Source organism: Streptococcus sp. FSL L8-0526 (genome assembly GCF_038007145.1).
Taxonomy (GTDB): domain Bacteria; phylum Bacillota; class Bacilli; order Lactobacillales; family Streptococcaceae; genus Streptococcus; species Streptococcus thermophilus.
In genome coordinates this window covers 544,177-568,980 of sequence record NZ_JBBOWP010000002.1, presented here as the reverse complement: position 1 = coordinate 568,980, position 24,804 = coordinate 544,177, and the positions used below count along the sequence as shown (strand labels likewise).

Below are 24,804 nucleotides of genomic sequence, written 5' to 3'. Positions count from 1 at the left end.
TACATGAATAAAGGAACAATAAATTGGTTTAACGCTGACAAAGGCTATAGTTTTATTATTGCAGATGATATGCAAGATGTATTTGCTTATCTCTTATCTATTCAGGGAAATGATTTTAAAAAATACGATGAAGGTCAAAAGGTTACTTTTGATATCAAAATGACGTCTCGTGGTCGTTATGATTCAAACGTACATAAAAGATAAATGAGTTAAAGCATGGGGTGTCCTTTGCTTTTTTATTTATTGCTATTGCAAAAACGAATTAAAATGTTATACTGAGTGAGGGAAAGATTAGTTGCTTTCCCTACAGCTAATAAAATCCATGTCACTACGATATGGATTTTATTAATCAGAGAGTAGCTTGACATTGAGTATAATTAGTGTTACTATTAATGAGTAGATTTTGTAATGAGTAAAATGTTTTATAGATTCACTTTTCGCAAAATAAGATTTACAATTTTGTCGAAAGGAAATAAATATATTATGGCAAATGGAACAGTAAAATGGTTTAACGCAGATAAAGGATTTGGTTTTATTACCTCTGAAGATGGTCAAGATTTGTTCGCTCACTTCTCATCAATTCAATCTGATGGATTCAAATCACTTGACGAAGATCAAAAAGTTGAATTTGATGTTGAAGTAGGTCAACGTGGACCTCAAGCAGTTAATATCACAAAAGCATAATTAATTGTATCTGAATATAAAAAAGCTGGAGTCATGACTTCAGTTTTTTTATATTCAGTTGCAATTATGAGAGAGTATGATATACTTAGCCAGCAAGAGGAAACTCACACTTCCCAATCATAAATTAGGGCCACTCTAATATAGAGTGGTTTTTTAATGTTTATTAATTAAAATTAATATTTAAAAGATTTATATAAAAAACCACCTATCACAGCACATAATGATAAGCAGTTTTTTGCACTACCTGCACAGGACTGAGTCCTTTTAGTTTTACCTTAATGCGTTTGTTTGTTGTAATAATCAATATAGTCTATAATAGCTTGTTCCAATTGCTTAAGTGATTGAAAGGTCTTCTCATAACCATAAAACATTTCGGATTTCAAAATGCCAAAGAAGGACTCCATCATACCATTGTCTGGACTATTTCCCCTACATGATATGGACGGTTGGATCCCTTTACCCTCTAAAAATTGATGATAATACTGATGTTGGTATTGCCAACCTTGGTCACTATGGAGAATTGTATTTTCATAATGGTCCTCTGTGAAGGATTGTTCCAACATTAATTTTACTTGTGCTAAGTCGGGCGACGTAGAAAGATTGTAGGCGATAACTTCGCTATTAAAACCATCTAAAACTGGTAATAAATAGAGTTTTTGGCTACTTGCTGTAATGGCAAACTCTGTCACATCTGTATAGTGCTTCTCCATTGGCTTGGATACTTCAAAATGGCGTTGAATAAGGTTATCTGCTTTCTTGCTAACTTCTCCTTGATATAAAGAATACTTGAGTTTACGACGAATTTTAGGCGGTCTCCCTCTTGTTTTCTCAACAATAGTATACCCATTTTTGTATTGTGCTATCCAATTGTTAGGCAATCCTTGATTTGAGAGCCATAGTCCAGGCAAACACTTTGTTGAGAACAACCTTCAAGTAGAACTTTATCAATCATTTCTTGTTTTAATTTAGGAGAATAATAACGATTCTTTCCCTGCTTTCTCAGTTCATATATTTGAACTTTATCTTCGTAAGTCAATTTCATAATAAAAACACCCCAAAAGTTAGATTTTTGCTGTCTAACTTTTGGGGTGCAGTTCAAAATTGGAAAGGCTTTTTTGATAACTTTAATCACTCATAGAAAAACGATTAGTCATCAAATTACTTGCATCATCTAAAACTTTTGCTAATAGTTTATCTGTTTCAAACCGTATCTGATCACTAATCTTTTGATTTTCAGTTTCAAAATCAATACTTTCGTCATTTGCCAAAGCAGTATCTACACGATTAATCATGGCATGTCCAAGTGCCATAGTTGTTTCGACATAGTTATCCAAATCTGCTTCATGCTGTTGGAAATGTGGATCACAGATTGCAGCAATCAAGCGGTTGCTCCAGTAAAAATTACCCGTATCAACCTTATCTGTCGTTTGACGGAAATAAGTAGGTGTCGTTCCGACTTGAGTCCAAAATGGCACCATCGTTGCGAAAGGCATTGATCCATAGGCTAACCATTGGATACCTGTCGTTTCTGAGGGTTTGTTAGGACGCATTTGCAAAAGTGCCGTTTGACTTGTACGATTAATACCTATTGGACGGAATTGGCGTAGACTCATAGCGTCTCCTTGAGGTCCATAAGGATCATAAGGCGTATCTTGATAATGAAGACTCAAACGTATTTAACATCTTCAACTGTAATTTTGCGGTAAGGTTTTTGGCACCATGGAATAAAGAATGATTTTGGATCATAGTCCTTTTCTGGGTTAAAAAATTTCTGAATAGCCCAAGCGCGTGGTGTATTGTAATGACGGTCCTTATCTCGTTGGCTACCAAAAGCATAGCGGGGATTAAAGTGTTCGTTAGAATAGGTTAAATCCAAATGATGCTTATTGATAAAGTCCCGGATATCTGGTGAGGCAAGATAGTCGTCTGAATTTTCAAATTCATAATGATCGATACCAAGTTGGTTTGGGTTTGAAACATAGGCATCGTCTGGAACACGTCTGGCAATCCAATGATGACCACCAATTGTTTCTAACCACCAAATTTCCTCAGTATCTGCAAAGGCAATACCATTTGACTCATATGTGCCATAAGTTTCAAGGAGTTTACCCAAGCGAAGGACGCCTTCACGCGCAGTTTTAATATAAGGCAAGACCAAAGTCAGCATATCCTCTTCTCCAAAGCCATCTTTTACAAGAGGGTCTGCACCGAGAACACGCGCATTAGTGGTGATTGTTTCTGTTGCACTCATGGCAACATTAGCTGAGTTAATACCAGCCTCTCCCCAGATACCGTCTTTACCAAGCGCATCTGGTACAGAGGTATAACGTAAAGGACTGTCTGGCAAATCAATTGAAAACTTGCTAAGCACAGACTGATAATGACGTGGTTGGTCTTCAGGGGTTATTACTAGGAACTCTTTGGGCGTAAAAACCCCTGATTGAGAATCTTCAGTACGTGCAATCATGGTAGAGCCATCATATGAGGCTTTCTTACCTACTAAAATTGTTGTACAAGCCATAAAAGCTTCCTTTCTACTTACAAATCGTCTGCTATCTTATTTATTTTTCTGAGACGATGGTTGACACCACTCTTGGTTAGAGGAGGTTCTATACTATCTGCGATTTGCTGGATAGAATAATCTGGATTAGCAATACGGAGTTGGGCAATTTGACGCAGTTCAACTGGTAAAATCTCCAAGCCAACCGTATCCATAATCTTGATAATGTTATTTATTGTTTTCATGCTAGCACTAATTGTCCTAGCAATATTCGCTGTCTCAGCATTATTAGCACGATTGAGGTCATTTCTGGTCTCCCTCATGATTTTGACCTCTTCAAAAATCTCCTTAGAGGTCATGGCACCAATAACAATGAGAAAATCCATAATATCTTCTGCTTTTTGAAGATAAGTCACAAATCCATTTTTATGTTGTAAAACCTTGGCATCAAGCATAAATTTTTTCATAAGAGAGGCTAAATCTTCTGCGTGGTCCTGATAAACAGAGAAAATTTCCAATTGATAACGTCCTTTTTCGGGATCACGTACCGTTCCAGTTGCCAAAAAAGCACCTCGTAAATAGGATCTTCCAGCATCGTCATCTTCCATTATTGACGTTTCAATGCCTGTTTCAAAGCCAAAGAAAGAATCTGCTAATTGTAAATCAGACAAAATATCATTGACATTCTCAGCAACAAAGACAGTGTAAACACGATTTTTCTTGAGATTAGTCTTGTTATAATGCTTCAATTCAGGATTACAACGGTAGCGATTTTCTATCAACTGGTAGATATGACGAGCAATCTTTGCATTCTCTGTCGAAATCGAGAGAGTCAGTCCATGATTCGTTAAACCAACGGAACCAGACATCTTAATCAATGCTGACAATTCCGCTATATCTTTACTCGAGGCTGCAATTATCTCTTCTTTAACCTTAATCGTGAAACTCATGACTTCTTCCTCACTAGATGCATAAGCTCTTCCACTACCAAATCGCCATGGTGGAAGGCACCTCCGTTCTCAAGTCGCAGAAAATTAGAAGAAACAATTGTTTTTGCTTCACGACGTAAGCCCTCAAAATCATGCTCAACCTGAACAAGGTATTCATCAAATTCATTACTAGCCATGTATTCCTGAGGAACCTTCTTAACGTTAACCAAAACATTATCGATAACATCAGAGCCAAGATGACGATTGAGAACGGCCACATGGTCAGCATCTGAGAAGTGCTCCGTTTCTCCGTACTGAGTCATAATATTACAAATGTAAGTGACATCAGCCTTGGTCTCTATAAGCGCCTGACGAATCTCAGGTATAACCAGATTTGGCAAAATTGATGTATAAAGTGAGCCAGGTCCTAGTACAATCATATCACTATTCATAATGGCATCAACAACCTTACGACTAGCCTTCGGAACATCTTCATTGTAGGCGTTAGTCACATAGACACGCTCAATCATGCCCTCGTATTGGGAAATGCTACTCTCACCTGCCACCTCATGTCCATCTTGAAAGACGGCATGAAGAGTTAGAGCAGTCTCGCTGGCAGGATAAATCTTACCTGTAACATGGAAAAACTTCGTTAAAAGCTGCATAGCATTATAGGTAGACCCTTGCATTTCTGAGATTCCAGCGATAATCAGATTTCCAAGTGGGTGACCAGCTAAAGCTCCATCAGTTTGATCAAAACGATATTGGAAAACGCGTTCATAAAGTTTAGGCATATCACTCATAGCAACCAAAACATTACGCAAATCCCCTGGAGGAGTTAGTTTCATAATATTACGCAAATTTCCTGAAGAACCGCCATCATCAGCCACAGTTACAACAGCGGTGATATCAACATCTTTATGACGCAAACTACGAAGAATAACTGGAATACCAGTTCCCCCACCTATTACTGTAATTCTTGGTTTTTTCATGAACGATTCACCGTCTCCTTACGTCTATCCTTATCACGATGTGTTTCATTTACCGTCCAATCATTTTTCAAATCTTGAGCTAGACGATGCGCAAAAGCTACACTACGGTGTTGACCACCTGTACATCCAACAGCAATGGTAAGAACAGATTTACCTTCTTTTTGATAGCCTGGAAGAATTGGTTTAATGAGATGATTTAAATTCTTGTAAAATTCCTCTGATTCCTTATGAGTCATAACAAAATCATAAACTTCTTTGTCCAAGCCAGTGAGGTTACGAAGAGTAGGATCATAATATGGATTTGGCAAGAAACGGACATCAAATACCAAATCTGCATCCAATGGCAATCCATATTTAAATCCAAAACTCAAAACTTCAATACGGAAAGAAGGTTGGTCTTGCTTAGATGAAAATTGTTCAGAAATTGCCTTACGAAGCTGACGTGGAGTTAGTTTAGTTGTATCCACCACGTTTTGACTCAAACTCTTAAGTGGCGATAAAAGTTCACGCTCTAGCTTAATTCCATCCAAAACACGTCCATCTGCCGCTAGTGGATGACTACGACGCGTCTCTTTATAACGTGAAACTAATTCACCATCAGTAGCATCTAAGAAAAGAATTTTGAAATTGAGTTCCTCATTGCTTTCCAACTGATCTAGAATATCGTTAATTTCGTCAAAGAAAACACGACTACGCATGTCTACAACAAGAGCAATCTTATCTGTCTCTTCACTGTGTTTCAACAACTCAATAACCTTTGGCACCAATGAAGGTGGAATATTATCAATAGTAAAATAACCAATGTCCTCAAACGATTGAATTGCTACAGTCTTACCTGCACCACTCATCCCTGTAACAACAACTAAATTAATTATCTTTGTTTTCATGAGTACCCCTTTCTAGCCTCATTACTTTCAAAATACGAATATCATCTGATATCTTCTCAACTTGTTGACTAACTGCCATTAGCATTTCTGTCTGCAATTTTTGAATAGTAAGCAAATCTGATTGGTCTTGTTGCACCAATTGATCAATCTTTTCATGTAAAAGTCGGATTTCTTCCTTTGATTGTTTATTGACGTGATAGTCATTTCGTGCTTGCAATCGATCATAATCCGATGCTCGATTCTGACTCATCATAATCAGAGGTGCCTGAGCTGCAGCCAGTGTAGATAAGGCGAGATTCAACAGAATAAATGTGTACTTGTCAAAGGCAATACCAAAGGGTTGGACGACATTCAGCCCCATCCAAATCCCCATAAAAGCAATGAATGACAAGATAAAAATCCAAGATCCACCAAATCTGGCCACTTCATCCGCCACCTTTTGGCCAAAAGTAATTCGACTATCCAATTGTTCCTGGACATCCTTATCTTCGTATAGCAAACCCTTGGTCACATCATGAACTGTTTCACGCACATGCTTATTTTTCTCATTAGCATTTGCGATAACCTCGTCGAGAAAAACTGACCTATAATCTAAAAGACTGATATTACTTATAAAGTCATCCCCTTTTAAATCAGGGTAGTCTTTTCTTAGAAGGACCTGTAAACGACTATTAAGTCGTTCAAAATAAGAACCATCTGTCTCGTCGAACCAATCTTTAGAAATATAATCTTGAACTCTTTTTACCTTCATAGTTTCGCCTTCTTTCTAGGCTTTATTATACCACATTGAAGACTCAAACGTTCAATTAATAAAGTAAAAGAATCCAAGACTAATCTCGTGCTCCTCCTATATTGGGACAATATTTAAAATCTTATTATTGGTAGTTTAAGGTCCAGTAGTAAGTAGCATCACCAGCGACAACGCAAGCGACTGCTGCTTGGGTAACATCTGGACTCATGAGAAGGTCACAAATACCACTGAACCATCAGATTCACGACGATAAACAATACCATCACTGTTATATCTGTGTGAAATATTTTTGGCATGTAGAAGAGTTGCACTATTGTAAAGATCATCAGACCATGTAAAGTTCTGGCAAACCTGCTGCTTTACCTTGTGCATTAATTTAGTTAAATACAGCCATCGCTGAATCAAAGTCAACATAATCAGAATTTCCAGTTGGTTCTACATGGTAAATAAATTTAATATATCTAAATTCAACATCACTATATTATTTGTCGTCAACACCGCTCTTGAGATTAGTTATAATAAATAGTCACGTGCCCAAGCAATTCCCTTAAAAGCGTTAAAGTTGAATCGGCTGTTGAAGCTGTTTCTGAGGTTGTTCGAGCTTCAGAATCCGTGCTTGAATCTTTAAAAGTACTTACTTACCATTTGAATAATAGTAATAATCGACATTATCTTTCAAATAATAGTGAATATCATTTTCATAACGGTAGTGAGGAGCGTTTTTTCAAAATCTCATAACCAATCATTAGTGTATTGTTAGAACATCATTATTGTTATTATAGTTGTCACCACGAACCCAGCGACCGTTATAGTTCACATAGTAGCTACTTCACTTAAGATGTAGTACAAGTATATCGATATGTACTTGATTCGTTATAATTGTTATAACCATAATCATAGTTATAGTTCGGATAGTAACCTTTATATCCATAGTAGTTATACCCTGAATAATATTTATTATACTATGGATTATAAGTATAGTTTTAAGAATATCCATGACCATAATAACTATCAGCTTTACAAGCAATCGCTTATAATTTGATTTACAACTTTATTGTAAGAAATAAAACTTCTATTATCAAACTATTTTGACGATAGAAGTTTCTAATATCCAACCAATATAATGTTAAAAAGGTCTTTACTTCCGGTACCACCTAATCTATTTTTTGACAAGAAAAAAGTCCATTATTCTCATAAGGACTTTCATCATTAGATTAACGATTATCAATATTTTCAGGATATAGATCATGATTAAAAAGACGTTGCTCGGCCATATTTTCATATTTTGTTTTTGGACGACCATAGTTGTAATAGGGGTCAATTGAAATACCACCACGAGGAGTAAATTTACCCCAAACCTCAAGGTAACGAGGGTTCAAAAGCTCCACTAAATCTTTACCAATGGTATTAATACAGTTTTCGTGAAAATCACCATGGTTACGATAGCTAAAGAGATAAAGCTTTAGAGATTTAGACTCCACACAAAGCTGGTCTGGAATATAAGAGATATAGATGCTAGCGAAATCTGGTTGCCCAGTAATAGGACAAAGTGACGTAAATTCTGGACAGTTAAATTTGATAAAATAATCATTATCAGCATGACGATTATCAAAAGATTCCAAAACTTGTGGAGAGTATTCAAAAATGTAAGGTGTCTCCTTACTCCCAAGGAGAGTGAGATTTTTCATTTCTTCTTGTTGTGACATTTTTTCTTCCTTTATTATTAATTTGTTGGACCATAATATGGTCAATTTACACTTTAATATTCTATATATTTTACTTAAAAAACAATAATATTTTCAATTCTAATCTAAATTATTGAAGATTAGACACCACGTTCATTATCATAGAGTAGGGTATGAAGCTGAGGGAGAACACGAACATTTCCCCACGAGTCATCAGCAGCTACTGTCTCCCAGAGCTCTTTGAGGCGATCTAATTGATGTTGGACAATGTTACCCTCTGCTTTTGGTTCAGGATTACCCGCTGAAAGAAACATGACATCTGGCTGATAACGTTTCTGAATCATTTTAGCAAAGGCCAAATCAGCATCATCAAAGACAGGGACCTTAAAAGTAAGCTTATCAGGATCCAGCTGGGAAACAATAAAATCAAGTGTCTCCATATTGACTTCCATCTTAGATGATGGTGGTTTAGGACTTAAGGTTACTTGATCAATCTCCCTTAGCCACTCCTGCCAACGAGACCCTTGTGTTTTAACAGCCAAGGTCACGTCTCTTGCCTTGAGTTTTGAAACAAGCTCAGCCATATTAGCCGCTAAAAGAGCTGGATTCCCTCCAGATAAGGTTACATAGTCATAAGTTCCAAGAGCATCTAGAGCTTCAATAACTTCATCAGCTGTCATTCGTGTTGGTTTTTCTGAACCATCCCAAGTGAAAGCAGAATCACACCAATCACAGTGATAATCACATCCTGCAGTTCTTACAAACATGGTCTTTTGCCCAATAGCTCGACCTTCACCTTGAAAGGTCGGCCCAAAAATTTCAAGGACTGGTAATTTTAGTACTCGTTCTCTAGTCATCTAACCACTCCCGTCTAAACTCCGCAAAAGCTGTCGGTGTCTCATATAGCCGTACATACTCCAAACGAAGTTCACGCTCCTTCGAAAGATATTTACTAGTCGTCTGGAATATCCAGAAAACCATATTTTCTGCAGTCGTGTTCATATAAGGCAAAGACTCATTGAGATAACGGTGATCCAGATAAGGTTCCAAATGATTTTTGTAAATATTCTTAAGGTCACCAAAATCATAAGTCATACCACGCTCATCCAAGTAACCACTTACTGCAATCTGAAGGTGATAAGTATGGCCATGAAGGGACTTACACTTTCCCTCATAATTAAAGAGATGGTGGGCAGCATCAAAAGTAAACTCTTTAGACACCATTGTACGGTGAAGATTATACACTAGTGACTCACCCGTTTCAGTCTTGATTTCTTTCGGTGCAAAAAACATTAAGCATCTCCTTTTTCTGCAAGATATTTTTCAAGACCTTTTTGACGCAAGTGACAGGCAGGGCAATCACCACATCCTGTCCCTATAATACCGTTATAGCAAGTCAGCGTTTTTTCACGAACGTAGTCAAAAGCTCCAAGTTGGTCAGCCAAAGCCCAAGTCTCAGCCTTATCTAACCACATAAGAGGAGTCTGAATAACAAAGTCATAGGCCATAGCAAGGTTGAGTGTGACATTAAGTGATTTGACAAAAACATCACGACAGTCTGGATAACCAGAAAAGTCTGTCTCACAAACACCCGTAACAATGTCAATAATCCCACGTTGCTTAGCTAGCACAGCTGCAAAAGAAAGGAAGAGATGATTACGACCGTCCACAAAGGTATTTGGCACCTCACCTTCCTCAGCCTCAATCTCAATATCAGAAGTTAAGGCATTCTCAGTGATTTGACCAAGCAAAGACATATCCAAAACATGGTGCTTTAGCCCTTGTTCTTGCGCAATCTCTTTAGCTACTTCAATTTCCAAGCTATGACGTTGTCCGTAAGCAAAGGTAACTAATTCAACGGTTTCATAATGTTTTAAAGCCCAAAATAGGCAGGTTGTAGAGTCTTGACCGCCACTAAAGACAACCAAAGCAGATTGACGTTTCATAATATTCCTCTTTATTCGTGATGTCTGGGACACATAAAAAGGCCCCTTGGAAGAGCCCAAAAAACGCCATTACTGGTTTTTTTTAGCGATGGTGTCTCCCAAACATCGTAAATTATTTATTTTTAACAGTGTATCATAGTTAAGAAAAAAAGAAAAGAGCCTAGGCTCTCTTCCTTAGTCAATCTCAGCAATAACTTCGACTTCAATTTTAACATCTTTCGGCAGGCGTGCTACTTCTACCGCAGAACGTGCAGGGAAGTCTGCTTTAAATGCAGTCGCATAAACCTCATTAAAAGGAACAAAATCATTGATATCGCTAAGGAAACAAGTTGTTTTGACAACATGGTCAAAGTCTGTTCCAGCTTCCGCCAAAATAGCACCAACATTTTTAAGGACTTGTTCTGTCTGTTCTTGAATGGTTTCACCAATGATTTCACCTGTTTCTGGTGACAATGGTACTTGACCAGAAGCAAATAAAAGATTTCCTACGATTTTACCTTGAACATAAGGTCCAATCGCTGCCGGTGCTTTATCAGTATGAATAGTTTTTGCCATGATAGTTCTCCTTTGACTAGTATGTTATTATTATAGCAAAATATTCAGAAAATTGAAACATATATTTTCAAAAAGAAAAGAATTACGGCTCTATAATATCTGTAGTGGGTAAAACCACTGTAGAGATTATAGAGCTTTTTAAGTATACACAAAAAGTCCCATAAGAACTATAATGAAGAGCGACAAAACCATCATTGGGAAGAACTCATGAGGATTATTAAGAATACCACAGAATTAATCAGAATTAAAGACCCTAACATCATTATTTCTCTTGTTTTTGAAAACGGATACTCATATCGAGGTTCAAGCAAAACTGGATTATCCTGTATACGAAACTACTTTTTGAAGTATCCATTGGAAATCCGACAACAGGTACAATTTATCACGATGGATATGTCTGGAGCTTATATTCCACTGGCTCGCAAACTCTTTCCTAACACCAAAATTGTTCCTGATCGATTTCACATTATCCAGCACCTTGAACGTGCCTTTTTAAAGACAAGAATTGCCATTATGAACCAGTTTAATAAGAATTCACTACCTTATTGAGATTTAAAAAATCACTGGCGACTTTTTCAAAAGGACAGTCGTAAGCTATCTCTCAACTCCTTCTATTCAAAGACCTTCAGACAAACTTTAGTACCACATGAAATCATTGAGAAGACATTGGTCTTTTCAGAAGAGATCGCTAATGCCTACAAACTTTATCAGCTTTTACTTTTTCACTATCAGGAAAAAAGAGTAGATGAGTTTTTTGAGCTCATTCAAGAAAACTTAAACGTCGTCAATCATTACTTTCAAACTGTCTTTAGGACTTTTCTTAGACACAAGAAATCCATCAAGAATGTGCTAGAAACAGACTATTCAAACGCAAAACTCGAAGCGACTAACAAGTTGATTAAAGACATCAAACGGTTGGGCTTTGGTTTTAGAAACTTCATCAACTTTAAGAAACGTGTCTTCATCACTCTGAACATACAAAAAGAGAAAACCTATCCGGTCCTCTCTAGATGTTAGCTTTTCGTCACCCACTACAGTTGACAAAGAGCCAGAATTATCTCCAGACTAATACTTCTCTTATTATTTCATATACTTTTTGACATAGTCATAGTAGTCTGGTTTTTTCTTTTTATTGAATGCGAAGAGCATTTGTCCTTTAAGAGGTTCTTTAGCATCACTTGGTTCTAGAAAGAGAGCAATCTCTTTAGATTTCGTCGGAAAGAAGACTGTATAAGATGTTTCTTTTCCCTGATCTTTTACTTTTAGCGAATAATAGATAAAGTCATCTTTAGACTTAGGACCATCCACTGTATAGTTATAATCCTGCTCACCAATCTTGACCTTATCTTTCTTAAAAATGCTCTTATAATATTTTTTATGAGCATACTGAGCTTTTCACTCTCCTTGTAAAGAGGAAGTAGATTTGCTACAAGCAGCCATTAAAACCAAACAAAGTAAAGCTGAGAAACCGAGTAACCATTTTTTCATACACTTGCACTCTTAGAAAGTGACTTATGGTTTGATACGGTGCAACATACGTGGGAACGGAATAGCTTCACGGATATGTTTCGTACCAGCTACAAAGGTAACCATACGTTCAATACCGATACCAAAACCACCGTGAGGCACTGAACCATATTTACGAAGGTCAAGGTAGAATTCGTATTCTGTACGATCCATATTAAGTTCATCCATCTTGGCAACAAGTGCATTGTAGTCATCCTCACGCATTGAACCACCGATGATTTCCCCGTAACCTTCAGGTGCCAAAAGATCAGCGCAAAGAACACGCTCAGGATTACCAGGCACTGGTTTCATATAGAAAGCTTTGAAACTTGCTGGATAGTTAACAACGAAGGTTGGAACACCAAAATAGTTAGAAATCCAAGTTTCATGTGGTGAACCAAAGTCATCCCCATGTTCGAGGTGCTCGTAGTCCGTATCTTCATCATTTTCATGGGCTTGAAGAAGATCAATTGCTTCATCATAAGATACACGCATGAATGGCTCAGCAATGTATTTCTTAAGAAGATCTACGTCACGCTCAAGAATTTCAAGAGCTTGTGGTGCACGATCAATAGCACCTTGGATAAGAGCTTTGACATATGCTTCTTGCAAGTCAAGAGACTCATCATGTGACAAGAATGAATACTCAGCATCCATCATCCAAAACTCAGTCAAGTGACGACGTGTTTTCGATTTTTCAGCACGGAAAACAGGACCAAAGTCGAAGACACGACCAAGAGCCATAGCACCAGCCTCAAGATAAAGCTGACCAGATTGGCTCAGGAAAGCAGGTGTTCCAAAGTAGTCTGTCTCAAACAATTCTGTTGAATCTTCAGCAGCATTACTAGACAAGATAGGACTATCAAATTTGATGAAGCCATTTTTATCAAAGAAATCATAGGTTGCATAGATAATGGCATTACGAATTTGTTGGATAGCCATTTGCTTACGTGAACGCAACCAGAGGTGACGATTATCCATCAAAAAGTCAGTACCGTGTTCTTTTGGAGTAATTGGGTAGTTTTGAGACTCACCGATAACTTCGATATCAGTAATATCCAATTCATAACCAAATTTTGAACGTTCATCTTCTTTGACCATCCCAGTTACGTAGATAGAAGTTTCTTGGCTAAGGTGTTTGATAGTATCAAATTTTTCAAGACCTTCTTCTTCACCAAATTTTTCTATAAAGTTTGGTTTGAAAGCAACCCCTTGGAAAAAGGCTGTTCCATCACGCAATTGCAAGAAAGCAATTTTACCTTTTCCTGATTTGTTAGCAACCCAAGCCCCGATAGTGATTTCTTCACCGATGTGTTTAGGTACATCAATAATTGAAACTAATTGTTTAGACATGTAATTACTTCTCTTTTCTTTTAAACTATATTATATTTATTTTTCCATAAAAGCTTTGATACGACGAACAGCCTCTTTCAGAGTATCCAAATCTGTAGCGTAGCTAAGACGAATATTTTCAGGAGCACCAAATCCCGCACCTGTCACTAAAGCCACCTCTGCCTCTTCAAGGATGGCATTGGTAAAATCATTGACATCTGTATAGCCTTTGATTTCCATAGCTTTTTTTACATTAGGAAAAAGGTAAAAGGCACCTTGAGGTTTGATAACTTCAAATCCAGGTACTTCAGCTAAGAGTGGATAAATCGTATTCAAACGTTCTTCAAAGGCTTGACGCATCTCTTCGATAGAAGACTGATCACCGGTTAAAGCTTCAATAGCAGCGTATTGAGAAACTGACGTAAGATTTGATGTCGTTTGACTGATAATCTTCGCCATTCCTGAGATAATTTCTGGTTCTCCGACAGCAAATCCCACACGCCAACCTGTCATTGCATATGTCTTAGAAACGCCATTAATAACAATTGTTTGCTTACGAATAGCATCTGACAAGCTTGAAATTGGTGTGAAAGTATTGCCATTATAGACTAATCGACCATAAATGTCATCAGCTAAAATCAAAATATCATGCTCAACTGCCCAGTCACCAATTGATTGCAATTCTTCTTTACTGTAAATCATTCCGGTTGGATTTGATGGAGAATTAAGCAAGACAACCTTGGTTTTTTCAGTACGAGCTGCTTCAAGTTGCTCAACTGTAGCTTTAAAGTGATTTGCTTCAGTCGTTTGTAAAGTAACTGGAACACCTTCAACCATTTTAACTTGGTCTACGTAAGAAACCCAGCAAGGTGTTGGAATAATGACTTCATCACCAGGATTGATAACCGTAGCAAAGAAGGCATACAAGATAAACTTAGCACCTGTGCCAACAACAATCTCGCTAGGTTTCACAGTATAGCCATAGAAATTTTCCATATAAGTGCTAACAGCATCTTTGAGTTCTGGAAGCCCAGAAGCCACGGTATAAAAACTTGCTTTCCCATTTTTAATAGATGCAATCGCAGCATCTTGAACATTCTTAGGTGTAACAAAATCTGGCTCACCAAGTGTTAAACTCAAGATATCACGTCCCTTAGCTTTAAGAGCTTTAGCACGCGCACTGGCAGCTAAAGTAACACTTTCTTCCATTTGTAATACACGATTTGATAATTTTGTCATTTCATTATAGTCCTTCTACTTTAATAACCTGACCTGAGATAAAATCAACCAGGTAATACCGGGTCCCTGACTTCACTTCCCAAATAGGAGTTTTGCCATATTTTCCTAAGTGTACATAGGCTATGTCCTTGGCACCATAGGCTTTAGCTGCTTTTTTAGCCACTGACTTACTTATACCATCAGATTGCTTATAGATATCGACCACACCTGAATCCTCACTGACGATAAGAGCTAATTTTTCACCCTTACTTGACTGTCCAAGAAGGCCATAATAGGTAGCCTTACCGTTGTAGATATTAAATTCAGAAACAGTATGGATATCTGCTTTGGTCTTAGCTATGGCAATCACTTGCTTCTCAGCATCGACATAAGGCTTTACCGCAACAACTAGTATTGCTGTAATGGATATAATTACAGTCGCAACGAGAACAATCATTCCAAAAATAAGCTGTTGCTTTTTTGTCCACGGTTGTCGTTGTTTACGCATAATGCCTCCTAAAAAAGTTTCTGAGTTTATTATATCAGAAAAAGATAAATCTTTACATAGCTATATCACTAGTAATAACTATCTTTTTATGACTCAGGAAATGCGTAGAAACTCTGTCGTCTTAGAAAATCTTTGCCTAAAAAATTAACACTCTTTTTCTAAGAATTCTTGAATATCCTCTTTTAGCTGCTTAAATGGTGCATGTCTAAGGCTGACTTCTTGTGATACTTCCTTTATGAACAGTTTTCCATAGCTCTTAACTAGGGGACGATTATCCATTAAAAGAATAGCTGATCGCTGTTCTGGTCTTCTTTGGGCACGTCCAATAGCCTGTTTGAAACGTAAAACCATCATCGGGAGACTGTAACTATCAAAAGTACTTTTTCCTTGCTTAGAGAACAAAGACTCTATTTTTTGATAGAAAGGGTCTTTAGGATTGTCAAATGGAAGACGTGTGATAACCTCGATAACCTTATCTTGTTGAGCAAAATCAGCACCCTCCCAGAACGATCCCATACCAAGTAAGAGATTAGTCTCACCTCTATCGAAACGTTTTTTGATGTTAAAAGCTGTCCCATTTTTTTCTTGAGTCAAGTGATGAACTTCCCTATGATCTAACAAATCAGAAACAGCTATCATACTCTTTCGAGATGTAAATAATACTAAAATAGGATATCCCATTGCAGATAGTTCCTGGAGTCGTTTTGCAATTGCTTCTCCATATTCTTCTTCAGAAGAAACGCCAATCATTGGCATGGTTTGATCAATCCAGATAGATTGATTTCGTAAAGCATCCATTGGAAGGCTTACTTTACGTACCTGACTTAGTCCTAATAAATCAGCCACATCGACATCTGGACCAATATCAATTGTTGCTGAAACGATTATCACTTTTTGAGCACTTGGGAGATAATCAGATAATTTCAATAGCTCCTGACGTGAAGCATTTAAATAAGTAACGCGATGTTCCTGATAATAGTCTGTTTCAAGCCAAAATTGACTGTAATGCAGTGTGTTCAATGATGACACCATCTCCATCACATCACTCTCACCTTCAAGTTCAGAAATGGTTTGAAGCAAACGGTTTAATTGCTGCCGATCATACTGCTTCTGAGGGAATTGTTGATGCTCTTGAATTAAATGTCTCACCTCAAACTGCAAATTCTCAAGCAAACGCTGTTGTAACAAAGTCTTATTACCGCTATCAAGAGAACGATGAATATGTTGCAAAAGAGTAGTAAGATTGACTTGATAACGTGAAAACTGTTCCAAAGCCAGAACCATCTTTTGTCCTTCATCAATCACAAGAGTCTTTCCTCGAACAAAATCATGGTCATCTTCCATACGTGTTAATAGATAAGCATGATTGGTTACAACCACTCTAGCTTCTTGACTTTTTTGACAAGACTGCTTCCAAAAATCGTACTCTACAAAAAGACTATCTGCCTTTAGCTTACCATCATGTTTGATTTCATCAAAATAAGCCATGTAGCGTTGTTTCTGTTTAATTTCGTCAAGATCACCAGTTTCGGTTTCAGTCAACCAAACTAAAAGTTGCATTTTATAACGATTAATCAAGCGGTTACTATCCTGACGAAACAAGGTCTGGTAAAAGGCATCTAATTTGATGTAGTTCTGTGGTCCTTTTAGACTATGAAAGTTAATGTTAAAGACTTCTGCTAAGGCCTTGGCCTCCTGACTCATAATCTGATTTTGAAGAAGTTTTGTTGGAACAGCTACTACTACTTTATCGACATCGGCTTGTGCTAACAAAGGGATCAGGTAGCCATAGGTTTTCCCGATTCCAGTTTGAGCTTGGATCATTGAAATATCAATATTGTCAAATTCCCTCCTCACTATCTTCGCAAATTCCTCTTGTTTAGCTCTTGATTCTAAACCTAAGAGAGCAATATTAGTTTCAAAATCTTGAGAAAGCTTACGTTCCGACATGTAAGTCAAAGGTCTACGAAGTACGATACCAGATTCCTCAAGCATGATATATTCCTTTGAAAGGCTGTTAGTTTTACCTTTTATGGCATCACGAATAACCAATTCAGACTCAAAAAGCAAATTATCAGAAAATGTCAAAAGCATATCAATGGTCTGTCTAGGTAAGCTAGCAATCTTATCCATCAAATGAAACAAAAGCTTCCCTGTAGCTCTCGCATCTTCAATTGCCGTATGAGCTTGAACTAAGTCAAGATTTAAGACTCGTGATAAATAAGAAAGATTATATTGTTCTAGCGTCGGATAAAAGACCTGGGCTAATTCGACTGTATCAACACGAGGCGTCCTTAGTTCGTAGCCCTCCATAAAAAGTGCCTCTGCAAGCAAGTTTGCATCAAATTTTACATTATGGGCAACAAAAATACAATCCTCAATCAATTCAAAAACGGTTCTAGCAATTTCTGAGAAATCTGGTGCCTGAGACAACTGTTGATCAGTAATTCCTGTTAAGTGAATAATATGATTATCAAGTTTTTGGTGGGGATTAACGTCACTCGCAAATTCGTCAATTACCCGACCATTTTGCATGATAACAATTCCCACCTGTATTATACAAGCCGTTGATGAAGCCGATGTAGCTTCCAAATCAACAATGGCATATTTATTCGTGCTTTTTTCACTCATAATGACCTTATTATAGCATATCCAGGACACCAAAAAAAGACAAAGCCATCATTCTGATATTGGAAAAATCCTGAATTTCGTGCTAAACTAGAACTATGAAAATAAAACGAATTTTAAATCCTGTTGCCCAGGAAAACACCTATATTTTAGAAAACGAATCAGCCAGCTTAGTCATTGATCCAGGAAGCAACACTTCAAGTATCTTAGCTAAACTCGAGGCAATTGCTAAACCTGTTGCTGCCATCCTCTTGACCCACACGCACTATGACCACATTATGAGCGTTGAAGCTGTCCGTCAAGCTTATAACCACCCGCCTGTCTATGTCGCAGAAGCCGAGAAAGACTGGTTGATGAATCCTGTCCATAATTTGTCTGGTCTTCCACGTCATGATGATATGGAGGATGTTATTGTCAATCCTGCTGACTACTACTTTGATTTTATCAAGGACTATAACATTGGCAACTTCCAGTTTAAAGTTGTTCCAACTCCTGGACATTCTATCGGTGGAGTTTCCTTTATCTTTGAAAAAGAAGAAACTGTTTTTTCTGGTGATGCTCTTTTTAAAGAAGCAGTTGGGCGATGGGACCTTCCTACAGGTAATCACGACCAATTACTTTCTAGCATTCAAGATCAACTTTTCACTCTTCCTAACCACTATCGCGTTTTTCCAGGACACGGATGGGACACAACTATCGGTCACGAAAAAATCTTTAACCCACATTTTTCATAAAAAGAAAAGCCCTTCACTGCTGTTCTCATTTCGGCAAAGTTGGGCTTTTTGAGTACAAAAAAGAAGGCCCAAGGGCCTTCTCATCAGAAACTCTTTTGCGTTCCTATTTAGATTTGATATAGTTAACACCATCTGCTTTAGGTGCAACGGATTTACCGAAGAATGCAGCTAAAACAATAATTGTCAAAATATACGGTGCAATTTGCAAATAGACATTTGGTACATGTGAAATAACAGGTAACTGTTTTCCGATGATTGCCAATGATTGTGACAAACCGAAGAACAAACTTGAGAGCATAGCTCCAACTGGATTCCAACGACCAAAAATCATAGCAGCCAAAGCAATGAAACCAGGACCAGCAATAGTGGTAACAGCAAAGTTGTTTGAAATCGATTGGGCGTAAACCGCACCACCGACACCACCAAGGAAACCAGAAATCATAACACCGTAGTAGCGCATACGATAAACGTTAATCCCAAGTGTATCTGCAGCCTGTGGGTGTTCACCAACTGAACGAAGACGCAAACCAAATCGTGTCTTGAAGATTATCCACCATGAAACTACTGAAACTAAAATGGCTACATAAGCAATCAAAGAAACATTAGTAAAGAAAATCTTACCCAAGATAGGAATGTGACTCAAGATAGGGAAGGAAACAGTTTTAAAGTTATGACTGATAGCCGGTGTTTGACCTGCACCGAAAATAACACGTGTCAAGAAGACAGCCAAAGACGGTGCAATCAGGTTCAAAACTGTACCTGAGACAACATGGTCCGCACGAAAGTTAACTGTCGCAACAGCATGGAGCAAGGAATAAAGAAGCCCAATAAATCCTGCTACCAAGGCCGCAATCCAAGGTGTTGCATCGCCAAAACTATCCGCAAAATTTAAGTTAAAGAGAACACCTGCGAAGGCCCCAATAACCATGATTCCTTCAAGTCCGACGTTTACGATACCCCCTCGTTCAGAGAAAGTACCACCGATACTCGTGAAAATCAGTGGTGCTGAATATTTCAGCATAGAGGCAACAATTAAGGATAAGATTGTAATAAAGTCCATATTAGTTTTGTCCTCCTTTAGCTTTCACTGATTTATGACGAGGGCGGATCCAATATTTAATAATGTAGTTGGCACCAACGAAAAAGATAATCAAAGCTGATACAACATCAATAATTTCTGATGGCACACCAATCATACCAGTTTTACCAACAGACAAGACACCATAGAGAAGAGCTGCAAATGGAATACCAATTGGTGAATTGGCTGCTAAGAGGGAAACGGCCATACCATTCCAACCGATAGCTAATGAAGAATTTTGTACAAAGGCATTTTGGAAAGTCCCAAGTCCTTCTACTGTTCCTCCAAGACCACAGAGTGCACCTGAAATAATCATAGACATGATAATCACTCGTTTTGATGAGATTCCGGCGTACTCAGACGCATTTGGATTAAAACCAACAGATGTAATTTCAAACCCTGTTGTTGTTTTCTTGAGCATGAACCAAACTAGGAATACAGCTACAATAGCAAGAAAGAAACCAATATTGAAACGTGATCCATCTGTTAACGAAGACAGAAAATCTGTTTGGTAACTTGCGGAAGCTGAAACCCTGTTAGAGGCTTCTGATGAACGTAACATATCAGCTGTGAAACCAAAACGGACAATATTGTTAGCAACATACAAAATGATATAGTTCATCATGATGGTAACAATAACCTCGCTTGTTCCAAGGTAGGCACGAAGAATACCTGGAACAGCACCAGTGATACCACCGGCAACTAGACCAATAATGACAGTACAAACAATAGAAACTACTTTAGGTAATTCAGGAAAGGCTAGCGCAAACCACACCGCAGAGGTCCAACCAGCTAAGGCCTGCCCTGGCAAACCAATGTTGAAAAGTCCTGCCTTAGATGCTACAGAGAAACCAAGTGCAATCAGAATCAATGGACTCATCGCACGTAGAATTTCACCAATATTTTTCAAAGAACCAAAGGCCGTTGAGAAAAGATCGTAGTAAGCCCAGAATGGATCATAACCAAAGATTAACATCAAAACAGCACCGACCAGCATTCCCAAGAGGATAGCAATTAAAGGAACTGCCCAATTTTGTGTTTTTTTAGACATTTGCTTCCTCCTTATTCAATTGTCCACCAGCCATAAGTATACCAAGATCTTGCTTATTGGTTTTAACAGGATCTAGGATACCTTGAATCGCACCATCATAGATAACAGCAATTTGATCTGACATATCAAGAATTTCATCCAATTCAAAGCTGACAACAATGATAGCCTTACCTTTATCGCGTTCAGCGATAATACGTTTACGGATGTACTCAATGGCACCAACATCAAGACCACGAGTTGGTTGACTTACAATAAGAAGATCTGGATTACGGTCAATTTCACGGGCGATAACTGCTTTTTGTTGGTTACCACCTGACAAATCACCACCGGCGATTAATTCTCCAGCACCACGAACGTCAAATTCGTTCATCAATTCACTAGCCTTTGCATTTATGATATTATAATTCAAAATACCATTCTTAGAATTAGGCTCCTTATAATAGGTTTGAAGAGCAATATTTTCAGCAACTGTCATCTCAAGAATCATACCATCACGATGGCGATCCTCTGGAATATGACCGACACTCATCTCAGTAATCTGACGTATGGTCTTATTAATGATAGACTCACCCTTAATAGTGATGTCACCAGATTCAATTTTACGAAGTCCCGTAATCGCTTGGACAAGTTCTGTCTGTCCATTTCCATCAATACCAGCGATACCAATTATCTCACCAGCACGCACATCTAACGATAAGTTTTTAACAGCTGGAATGCCTCGATTCTCATTAACCACCAAATTTTTAATAGAAAGAACCACTTCTTTAGGATTTGAAGGAATTTTCTCTGTTTTAAAGGAAACATGACGACCAACCATCATCTCAGCCAAATCGGCATTTGTAGACCCTTCGATAGTAACTGTATCAATTGACTTACCACGTCTGATAACCGTAACACGATCAGAAACCGCACGAATTTCATCCAACTTATGGGTGATAAGGATAATAGACTTACCTTCCTTAACCAAAGTTCTCATGATGTTTAAAAGTTCCGTAATTTCAGAAGGTGTCAAAACGGCTGTGGGCTCATCGAAAATCAAAATATCAGCACCACGGTACAAGGTTTTAAGGATTTCAACACGTTGTTGGGCACCGACAGAGATGTCTGCAACCTTAGCTGATGGATCAACCGCAAGGCCATATCGTTGAGACAATTCTGTAATTTCCTTTACAGCCTTCTTCATATCAAGAACACCACCAGATTTGGTCACTTCACTACCTAAAATGATGTTTTCAGCAACTGTAAAAGCTTCAACCAACATAAAGTGCTGGTGGACCATCCCAATACCCAATTTTGTTGCTTTAGACGGTGAATCAATAGACACAACTTGCCCATTTACCTTAATTGTTCCACTTGTAGGCTGTAAAAGGCCTGCAAGCATATTCATTAAGGTTGACTTACCCGCACCATTTTCACCGAGGAGGGCATGGATTTCTCCTGGTCTCACATCGAGATTGATGTGATCGTTTGCAACAAATTCACCAAATTTTTTGGTAATGTCGTGCATTTCAATGACATTTGGCTTCGTCATACAATCTCCTATCAAAAATAATTATTATATCAGCAAAGGAAATCATAAACTGCTTCCCTTTGCTGAGACAAAAATTGTCCCAGTTTAAGGTCTAAGTGTGTGTACTTAACCTATTATTTGCTAAGACCATCAGTTGGTTTCAATTCACCATTCTTGATTTGATCTTTAGCTTTTACGACTGCATCCTTAATATCTGAAGGGAGACTAGATGTTACGATGTCAACACCACCATCTTTGATACCATAAGTCTTAGTTTTACCACCTTCAAATTCTTTGCCTTTGACTTGATCGTTAGCAATGTCTTTAACGACTGTACCAACCTGTTTAATTGTTGAAGTTAAAACGAAGTTAGATTTTTTCTTATCTGAAGACGTATAGTTTCCTTCTGCTGATTGGTCACGGTCAACACCGATTACCCAAACTTTTTTATTGCTATCAGCGCTAAGTTTTTCATTAACCTCTTTAGCGGCTGTGAAGACACCTGTACCAGTTCCACCAGCAGCTTGATAGATAACATCTGCGCCTGAAGCATACATTGTTGAAGCAATAGTTGAACCTTTAGCAGCATCATTGAATGACTCAGCATATTGAACTTGAACATCAATATCAGGTTTTACAGATTTAGCTCCTGCAGTGAAACCAGCTTCGAAACGTGTAATTGTGTCTGATTTTTGACCACCGATGAAACCAACTTTCTTGTTTTGTGATTGCATTGCTGCGGCGATACCTGCAAGGTAAGCTCCTTCATTATCAGCAAACAATACGCTTTCAACGTTCTTTTGGTCTTTAATTACGTCATCGATGATAACGTAATTAATTTTCTCATTATCTTTAGCTGATTCTGAAATAGCATCGTGAAGTCTAAAACTAACACCAAAGATAAGATTATAATTTTGGTCTACAGCTGATGACAAGTTCGTTGCAAAATCAGATTCTGAGTTTGATTGGAAATATGTGTAACCTGAATCTTTTTCAAGTTTGTTAGCTTTACCCCAAGCTTGAAGACCTTCCCATGCTGATTGGTTAAATGATTTATCATCAACACCAGCACTATCTGTAATAATTGCAGCTCTAACTTTCGAATCAGCTGCTGATCCACCTCGTCCACCACGAGCACAGGCCACAAGACCAAGTACTGCTACAGCAACAAGACCAATTCCAATAATTCTCTTGTTTAATTTCATCTTGAACACTCCTCCTATAAACTTGCAAGAAACCCTGCTTAATAAAGAATATAACAACTAGACTATCGTAAGTCTGTAAAAGAGTATGGTAACAACTCTCCGACTGTCATCACGACTGTCGATTTATCTTCAGCGATAAGAATCACTTTAGAATCCTGTTTAAAAAATTCGGCCATTACTTGACGGCAGGCACCGCAAGGTGAGATGGGTTGCTCAGTGTCACCGTAGACGACTATCATTTCAAAATCTCGATGACCTTCTGAAACTGCTTTAAATATAGCAGTACGTTCTGCGCAATTAGTTAAACCAAAAGATGCATTCTCAATGTTGGAACCTTTATACATCCGACCGTCGTTTTTCAGAAGAGCTGCACCTACGCGGAAATGTGAGTAAGGAACGTAGGCGTTGCCAGCAGCTTCCTCAGCTTCTTCAATAATTTGTGATATCTCAGTATCCACCATCGACACTCTCACCTTCCATTATCGCAACACCCGCAGATGTTCCAATACGATTAGCCCCTGCTTTAATAAAAGCTTGCGCATCTTTATAGGAACGTGTTCCTCCAGCTACTTTAACCCCCATATTTGGTCCTACTACTTCTCGCATGAGTTCAACATCTTCTATAGTTGCTCCACCAGTTGAGAAACCAGTAGAGGTTTTTACGAAGTCTGCTCCTGCAAGTTTGGCAAGTTGACAGGCTTGAACTTTTTCATCGTAACTAAGCAGGCAAGTCTCAATAATGACTTTGACTAGCTTATCTCCACTAGCGTCCACTACTGCTTTAATATCCGATTCAACAAGTTCATTCTGTTCAGATTTTAGAGCACCAATATTGATTACCATATCGACTTCATCTGCACCATTTGAAATTGCATCTCGTGTTTCAAACGCTTTAACAGACGATGTTGTTGCTCCTAGTGGGAATCCAATTACTGTACAAACCTTAACGGAACTATCTTGTAACAAATCAGCAGCAGTCTTTACCCAAGTTGGATTAACACAAACACTTGCAAATTCATACTTTTTTGCTTCTGCAATCAACTTTTCAATCTGTTCAAGCGTCGCATCTGGCTTTAGTAAAGTGTGGTCAATATATGTGTATTAA

The 24,804-nt window shown here is 38.0% G+C and carries 23 protein-coding genes and 4 pseudogenes; 4 read left to right on the top strand and 23 right to left on the bottom strand.

The genetic code is table 11. The features are described 5' to 3' along the window. The first annotated feature begins 3 nt into the window (after window positions 1-3). Both NSQ85_RS10195 and NSQ85_RS10190 read left to right on the top strand, forming a co-directional pair. The gene (locus tag NSQ85_RS10195) at window positions 4-204 is read left to right on the top strand and encodes a cold shock domain-containing protein (RefSeq protein ID WP_340781779.1); all 201 of its coding nucleotides are present in this window, start codon (window positions 4-6) and stop codon (window positions 202-204) included. Window positions 205-483: 279 nt separating this feature from the next. After that, window positions 484-684 (top strand): cold-shock protein, encoded by a 201-nt coding sequence (locus NSQ85_RS10190; protein WP_014621469.1) that lies wholly within the window; start codon window positions 484-486, stop codon window positions 682-684. A gap of 208 nt (window positions 685-892) precedes the next feature. Here NSQ85_RS10190 and NSQ85_RS10185 read toward each other — a convergent pair. The 12 genes and pseudogenes from NSQ85_RS10185 to NSQ85_RS10130 all read right to left on the bottom strand — a co-directional run bounded on the left by NSQ85_RS10185 (window position 893) and on the right by NSQ85_RS10130 (window position 10,929). Continuing rightward, a pseudogene (locus NSQ85_RS10185) lies at window positions 893-1,726 on the bottom strand (IS3 family transposase). 82 nt (window positions 1,727-1,808) lie between these two features. Further along, window positions 1,809-3,205 (bottom strand): annotated as a pseudogene (locus NSQ85_RS10180) (C69 family dipeptidase). Between the two features lie 17 nt (window positions 3,206-3,222). Then, the gene (gene whiA, locus NSQ85_RS10175) at window positions 3,223-4,134 is read right to left on the bottom strand and encodes a DNA-binding protein WhiA (RefSeq protein WP_084828753.1); all 912 of its coding nucleotides are present in this window, start codon (window positions 4,132-4,134) and stop codon (window positions 3,223-3,225) included. Continuing rightward, window positions 4,131-5,105 carry a YvcK family protein gene (locus NSQ85_RS10170; RefSeq protein WP_084828752.1) on the bottom strand — a complete coding sequence of 325 codons (975 nt, stop codon included), beginning with the start codon at window positions 5,103-5,105 and terminating at the stop codon, window positions 4,131-4,133. The genes whiA and NSQ85_RS10170 overlap by 4 nt, the downstream gene beginning before the upstream one ends. Then, window positions 5,102-5,992: an RNase adapter RapZ gene (rapZ, locus tag NSQ85_RS10165; protein WP_084828751.1), complete on the bottom strand. Its 891-nt coding sequence runs from the start codon at window positions 5,990-5,992 to the stop codon at window positions 5,102-5,104. The genes NSQ85_RS10170 and rapZ overlap by 4 nt, the downstream gene beginning before the upstream one ends. After that, window positions 5,973-6,743: a DUF1003 domain-containing protein gene (locus NSQ85_RS10160; protein ID WP_340781778.1), complete on the bottom strand. Its 771-nt coding sequence runs from the start codon at window positions 6,741-6,743 to the stop codon at window positions 5,973-5,975. Before NSQ85_RS10160 ends, rapZ begins: the two co-directional genes overlap by 20 nt. A 204-nt stretch (window positions 6,744-6,947) precedes the next feature. After that, window positions 6,948-7,157, bottom strand: coding sequence for a hypothetical protein (locus NSQ85_RS10155; protein ID WP_232087368.1), 210 nt, complete (start codon window positions 7,155-7,157; stop codon window positions 6,948-6,950). 800 nt (window positions 7,158-7,957) lie between these two features. Next, on the bottom strand, window positions 7,958-8,449 hold the full coding sequence (queF, locus tag NSQ85_RS10150; protein ID WP_002946191.1) for a preQ(1) synthase: 492 nt from the start codon (window positions 8,447-8,449) through the stop codon (window positions 7,958-7,960). A gap of 119 nt (window positions 8,450-8,568) precedes the next feature. Further along, window positions 8,569-9,285 (bottom strand): 7-carboxy-7-deazaguanine synthase QueE, encoded by a 717-nt coding sequence (gene queE / locus NSQ85_RS10145; RefSeq protein WP_179974463.1) that lies wholly within the window; start codon window positions 9,283-9,285, stop codon window positions 8,569-8,571. Continuing rightward, entirely contained in the window at window positions 9,278-9,721 is a 444-nt protein-coding gene (gene queD / locus NSQ85_RS10140; RefSeq protein ID WP_179974462.1) for a 6-carboxytetrahydropterin synthase QueD, read from the bottom strand. The genes queE and queD overlap by 8 nt, the downstream gene beginning before the upstream one ends. Then, the gene (gene queC, locus NSQ85_RS10135; protein ID WP_002950527.1) at window positions 9,721-10,374 is read right to left on the bottom strand and encodes a 7-cyano-7-deazaguanine synthase QueC; all 654 of its coding nucleotides are present in this window, start codon (window positions 10,372-10,374) and stop codon (window positions 9,721-9,723) included. Before queC ends, queD begins: the two co-directional genes overlap by 1 nt. Before the next feature lie 174 nt (window positions 10,375-10,548). Beyond that, entirely contained in the window at window positions 10,549-10,929 is a 381-nt protein-coding gene (locus NSQ85_RS10130) for a RidA family protein (protein ID WP_002950526.1), read from the bottom strand. 327 nt (window positions 10,930-11,256) lie between these two features. Here NSQ85_RS10130 and NSQ85_RS10125 point away from each other — a divergent pair. Then, window positions 11,257-11,939, top strand: a pseudogene (locus tag NSQ85_RS10125) (transposase); the annotation flags it as partial. Between the two features lie 70 nt (window positions 11,940-12,009). Here NSQ85_RS10125 and NSQ85_RS10120 read toward each other — a convergent pair. The 5 genes and pseudogenes from NSQ85_RS10120 to NSQ85_RS10100 all read right to left on the bottom strand — a co-directional run bounded on the left by NSQ85_RS10120 (window position 12,010) and on the right by NSQ85_RS10100 (window position 18,124). Beyond that, window positions 12,010-12,417: pseudogene (locus tag NSQ85_RS10120) on the bottom strand (hypothetical protein). A gap of 24 nt (window positions 12,418-12,441) precedes the next feature. Next, window positions 12,442-13,788, bottom strand: coding sequence for an asparagine--tRNA ligase (gene asnS / locus NSQ85_RS10115; RefSeq protein WP_179974461.1), 1,347 nt, complete (start codon window positions 13,786-13,788; stop codon window positions 12,442-12,444). A gap of 36 nt (window positions 13,789-13,824) precedes the next feature. Beyond that, complete coding sequence (locus NSQ85_RS10110; RefSeq protein WP_340781777.1) at window positions 13,825-15,006, bottom strand: pyridoxal phosphate-dependent aminotransferase; 1,182 nt, start codon at window positions 15,004-15,006, stop codon at window positions 13,825-13,827. A gap of 4 nt (window positions 15,007-15,010) precedes the next feature. Further along, the gene (locus tag NSQ85_RS10105; RefSeq protein WP_340781776.1) at window positions 15,011-15,493 is read right to left on the bottom strand and encodes a cell wall elongation regulator TseB-like domain-containing protein; all 483 of its coding nucleotides are present in this window, start codon (window positions 15,491-15,493) and stop codon (window positions 15,011-15,013) included. Between the two features lie 144 nt (window positions 15,494-15,637). Further along, window positions 15,638-18,124: a bifunctional DnaQ family exonuclease/ATP-dependent helicase gene (locus NSQ85_RS10100; RefSeq protein WP_340781775.1), complete on the bottom strand. Its 2,487-nt coding sequence runs from the start codon at window positions 18,122-18,124 to the stop codon at window positions 15,638-15,640. 95 nt (window positions 18,125-18,219) lie between these two features. Here NSQ85_RS10100 and NSQ85_RS10095 point away from each other — a divergent pair, with 95 nt between their 5' ends. Continuing rightward, window positions 18,220-18,855 (top strand): MBL fold metallo-hydrolase, encoded by a 636-nt coding sequence (locus tag NSQ85_RS10095; protein WP_011225827.1) that lies wholly within the window; start codon window positions 18,220-18,222, stop codon window positions 18,853-18,855. A 103-nt stretch (window positions 18,856-18,958) separates the two neighbouring features. Here NSQ85_RS10095 and NSQ85_RS10090 read toward each other — a convergent pair whose 3' ends face one another. From NSQ85_RS10090 to deoC, 6 genes are all read right to left on the bottom strand, one after another. Further along, window positions 18,959-19,915 (bottom strand): ABC transporter permease, encoded by a 957-nt coding sequence (locus NSQ85_RS10090; RefSeq protein ID WP_179972896.1) that lies wholly within the window; start codon window positions 19,913-19,915, stop codon window positions 18,959-18,961. Window position 19,916: 1 nt separating this feature from the next. Continuing rightward, window positions 19,917-20,984, bottom strand: a complete 1,068-nt coding sequence (locus NSQ85_RS10085) for an ABC transporter permease (RefSeq protein WP_002950506.1) — start codon at window positions 20,982-20,984, stop codon at window positions 19,917-19,919. Further along, a complete protein-coding gene (locus tag NSQ85_RS10080; protein WP_002950502.1) occupies window positions 20,977-22,515 on the bottom strand; it encodes an ABC transporter ATP-binding protein in 1,539 nt (512 codons plus the stop codon). Before NSQ85_RS10080 ends, NSQ85_RS10085 begins: the two co-directional genes overlap by 8 nt. A gap of 113 nt (window positions 22,516-22,628) precedes the next feature. Beyond that, window positions 22,629-23,699: a BMP family lipoprotein gene (locus NSQ85_RS10075; protein WP_179974455.1), complete on the bottom strand. Its 1,071-nt coding sequence runs from the start codon at window positions 23,697-23,699 to the stop codon at window positions 22,629-22,631. Window positions 23,700-23,761: 62 nt separating this feature from the next. Continuing rightward, entirely contained in the window at window positions 23,762-24,160 is a 399-nt protein-coding gene (locus NSQ85_RS10070; protein ID WP_179972997.1) for a cytidine deaminase, read from the bottom strand. Continuing rightward, a complete protein-coding gene (gene deoC, locus NSQ85_RS10065; protein WP_340781786.1) occupies window positions 24,147-24,791 on the bottom strand; it encodes a deoxyribose-phosphate aldolase in 645 nt (214 codons plus the stop codon). Before deoC ends, NSQ85_RS10070 begins: the two co-directional genes overlap by 14 nt. Window positions 24,792-24,804: the final 13 nt, after the last annotated feature.

What these genes read in the sequence shown, in the direction of transcription:
- NSQ85_RS10195 (WP_340781779.1), top strand. Translation starts at nt 4, where the DNA reads ATGAATAAAGGAACAATAAATTGGTTTAACGCTGACAAAGGCTATAGT.
- NSQ85_RS10190 (WP_014621469.1), top strand. Translation starts at nt 484, where the DNA reads ATGGCAAATGGAACAGTAAAATGGTTTAACGCAGATAAAGGATTTGGT.
- whiA (WP_084828753.1), bottom strand. Translation starts at nt 4,134, where the DNA reads ATGAGTTTCACGATTAAGGTTAAAGAAGAGATAATTGCAGCCTCGAGT.
- NSQ85_RS10170 (WP_084828752.1), bottom strand. Translation starts at nt 5,105, where the DNA reads ATGAAAAAACCAAGAATTACAGTAATAGGTGGGGGAACTGGTATTCCA.
- rapZ (WP_084828751.1), bottom strand. Translation starts at nt 5,992, where the DNA reads ATGAAAACAAAGATAATTAATTTAGTTGTTGTTACAGGGATGAGTGGT.
- NSQ85_RS10160 (WP_340781778.1), bottom strand. Translation starts at nt 6,743, where the DNA reads ATGAAGGTAAAAAGAGTTCAAGATTATATTTCTAAAGATTGGTTCGAC.
- NSQ85_RS10155 (WP_232087368.1), bottom strand. Translation starts at nt 7,157, where the DNA reads ATGTTGACTTTGATTCAGCGATGGCTGTATTTAACTAAATTAATGCAC.
- queF (WP_002946191.1), bottom strand. Translation starts at nt 8,449, where the DNA reads ATGTCACAACAAGAAGAAATGAAAAATCTCACTCTCCTTGGGAGTAAG.
- queE (WP_179974463.1), bottom strand. Translation starts at nt 9,285, where the DNA reads ATGACTAGAGAACGAGTACTAAAATTACCAGTCCTTGAAATTTTTGGG.
- queD (WP_179974462.1), bottom strand. Translation starts at nt 9,721, where the DNA reads ATGTTTTTTGCACCGAAAGAAATCAAGACTGAAACGGGTGAGTCACTA.
- queC (WP_002950527.1), bottom strand. Translation starts at nt 10,374, where the DNA reads ATGAAACGTCAATCTGCTTTGGTTGTCTTTAGTGGCGGTCAAGACTCT.
- NSQ85_RS10130 (WP_002950526.1), bottom strand. Translation starts at nt 10,929, where the DNA reads ATGGCAAAAACTATTCATACTGATAAAGCACCGGCAGCGATTGGACCT.
- asnS (WP_179974461.1), bottom strand. Translation starts at nt 13,788, where the DNA reads ATGTCTAAACAATTAGTTTCAATTATTGATGTACCTAAACACATCGGT.
- NSQ85_RS10110 (WP_340781777.1), bottom strand. Translation starts at nt 15,006, where the DNA reads ATGACAAAATTATCAAATCGTGTATTACAAATGGAAGAAAGTGTTACT.
- NSQ85_RS10105 (WP_340781776.1), bottom strand. Translation starts at nt 15,493, where the DNA reads ATGCGTAAACAACGACAACCGTGGACAAAAAAGCAACAGCTTATTTTT.
- NSQ85_RS10100 (WP_340781775.1), bottom strand. Translation starts at nt 18,124, where the DNA reads ATGAGTGAAAAAAGCACGAATAAATATGCCATTGTTGATTTGGAAGCT.
- NSQ85_RS10095 (WP_011225827.1), top strand. Translation starts at nt 18,220, where the DNA reads ATGAAAATAAAACGAATTTTAAATCCTGTTGCCCAGGAAAACACCTAT.
- NSQ85_RS10090 (WP_179972896.1), bottom strand. Translation starts at nt 19,915, where the DNA reads ATGGACTTTATTACAATCTTATCCTTAATTGTTGCCTCTATGCTGAAA.
- NSQ85_RS10085 (WP_002950506.1), bottom strand. Translation starts at nt 20,984, where the DNA reads ATGTCTAAAAAAACACAAAATTGGGCAGTTCCTTTAATTGCTATCCTC.
- NSQ85_RS10080 (WP_002950502.1), bottom strand. Translation starts at nt 22,515, where the DNA reads ATGACGAAGCCAAATGTCATTGAAATGCACGACATTACCAAAAAATTT.
- NSQ85_RS10075 (WP_179974455.1), bottom strand. Translation starts at nt 23,699, where the DNA reads ATGAAATTAAACAAGAGAATTATTGGAATTGGTCTTGTTGCTGTAGCA.
- NSQ85_RS10070 (WP_179972997.1), bottom strand. Translation starts at nt 24,160, where the DNA reads ATGGTGGATACTGAGATATCACAAATTATTGAAGAAGCTGAGGAAGCT.